Origin of the sequence: Actinomadura chokoriensis (assembly GCF_041463665.1) — a bacterium.
Taxonomy (GTDB): Bacteria; Actinomycetota; Actinomycetes; order Streptosporangiales; family Streptosporangiaceae; genus Spirillospora; species Spirillospora chokoriensis_A.
This window is the reverse complement of record NZ_JAXCEJ010000067.1, coordinates 1-2,175: the sequence shown is the minus strand read 5'-3', so window position 1 is coordinate 2,175 and position 2,175 is coordinate 1. Positions and strand designations below refer to the sequence as shown.

1 protein-coding gene is annotated in these 2,175 nt (G+C 68.4%); it reads left to right on the top strand.

Annotated elements, in window-relative coordinates; all coding sequences use genetic code 11:
* The first annotated feature begins 54 nt into the window (after positions 1-54).
* The gene (locus tag SM418_RS37880) at positions 55-2,160 is read left to right on the top strand and encodes an ISAzo13 family transposase (RefSeq protein WP_371946470.1); all 2,106 of its coding nucleotides are present in this window, start codon (positions 55-57) and stop codon (positions 2,158-2,160) included.
* Positions 2,161-2,175: the final 15 nt, after the last annotated feature.

The window sequence follows — 2,175 nt, the reverse complement described above, 5'->3', positions numbered from 1 at the left end:
GGACTTGTAAGGAAACAACACGGTGCTTCTCGGTTTCCGGTTCGATGAGTCGGTATGGCCATCTCGGGCGAGGTTCGCGATCAGCTTGCGGCGCGCTTCGCGGTGTTGTTGCCGCATCTGAACGAGCGTCAGCGGCGGTTGGCGTTGGCGACCGAGGCCCGGCTGCTGGGTCATGGGGGTGTTCGGCTGGTCGCGCAGGTGGCCGGGGTCAGCGAGACCACTGTCCGCAAGGGCGTGTTCGAGCTCGAATCCGGGGTTGATCCGCTGCCCGAGGGGCGCGTGCGGCGGACGGGCGGCGGCCGGTTGCGGGCCGAGGCCGTCGATCCGCGTCTGCTGCCGGCGCTGATGGCGCTGGTCGAGCCGGACGAGCGCGGAGATCCCGAATCGCCGCTGCGGTGGACGACGAAGTCGCTGCGGCATCTGGCCGCCGAACTCACGCGCCAGGGGCATCGGGTGGCCGCGCCGACGGTGGGCCGGCTGCTGAAGCAGAACGGGTTCAGCCTGCAGGGCACCGCCAAGGTTCTGGAAGGCGATCAGCATCCTGACAGGGACGCCCAGTTCCGCTATATCAACGCGCAGGTCAAAGACCATCAGGCGGCGGGCGAGCCGGTAATCAGCGTGGACGCCAAGAAGAAGGAGCAGCTCGGGCTGCTGCCCATGAACGGACGAGAATGGCAACCACGCGGCCGGCCGGTGCAGGTCGAGGACCACAGCTTCTGGGCCGGCCCGAACGTCGAAACCGTGGTCCCTTACGGGATCTACGACATGGCCTCCAACACCGGCTGGGTGAACGTCGGGGTCGACCACGACACCGCGGCGTTCGCGGTCGCCTCGATCCGCCGCTGGTGGCAGGCACGCGGTCGCCTGGACTACCCGGAGGCGTCCCGTCTGTTGATCACCGCGGACGCGGGCGGGTCCAACAGCTACCGCTACCGGCTCTGGAAGGCCGAGCTGGCCGCGTTCGCCGCCGAGAGCGGGTTGACGGTCACGGTCTGCCATTTCCCGCCGGGCACCTCGAAATGGAACAAAATCGAGCACCGGCTGTTCTCCCACATCACCATGAACTGGCGCGGACGGCCGCTGACCAGCCATCAGGTCGTCCTGAACACGATCGCGGCGACCACCACCTCGACCGGCCTGAAGGTCGAAGCCGTCCTAGACCCGGGCTCCTACCCGACCGGGATCGCGGTCAGCCGCGACCAGCTTCAGGCCCTGCCGATCACCGCGCATACCCAACACCGAGCCTGGAACTACAGCATCGCCCCGATCGGCGCCGCCATCGCCCCACCGCGCGCCGACCAGCGAGCCGCGGCCCGCACCCAAACCCTCGCGATGCTCGCCGACCCCCGCCTGACCGGCATGAGCAGCGACGAACTCGACGCGCTGCGCTCACGGCTCGCCCCGGCCCAGCAGGCCCGGGCCGAGCAGCACCGCTACGTACTACGCGGCGGCCGACGTGTCGCCACCACCGGCCGCAGCCGAGCCCTGCTCTCCAACTCCGACGAGGTCCTGATCACCGTCATCTACCTGCGGCAACTCTGCCCACAGAAGGTTCTGTGCGATCTGCTCGGGATCAACCCGGTCACAATCGGCCAGGCGATCAAAGCCACCCGGCAACTCCTGGACGAGGAGAAGATCAGCATCACCCCGACCGTCATCCGCTACTTCACCCGAGCCGACGACCTACGCGCCTGGATGGCCGGCTCCGATCCTGCCGCGCACGCCCCGGCCCACCCAACCCGCCACGCCTTGACCGACCCACGTCTGACCGGCATGAGCCGCGACGCGCTGGACACCCTGCTGGAGAAACTGATCGTGCCCTATGCCGCCGCGATCGAACAGCGCCGCCACCGCCAACGCGGCGGAACCCGACGCCCCGGCACCCGCGGCGGAGTCTTCCGCCAGAAGATCACCGACGGCGACCGGATCCTCGCCACCATCCTCTACCAACGCCGAATCTGCACCCTCGACACCCTCGCCGAACTGTTCGACATCAGCCGCAGCACCCTCTGGAACGCGATCAAAGACGTCCTGCCCGTCCTCGACAGCCACCACCTCGCCATCACCCCCGCCGATCACCGCTACGCCTCGGCCGCCGACCTGCTCGCCTCCACCGACGCACCACCAGAGCATCCCGGCCCCGGAAAACCAGCATGTTGATTCTTGGCAGCCACG

Excerpts from the sequence above, each read along its gene's own strand:
- SM418_RS37880 (WP_371946470.1), top strand. The coding sequence starts at position 55 with ATGGCCATCTCGGGCGAGGTTCGCGATCAGCTTGCGGCGCGCTTCGCG.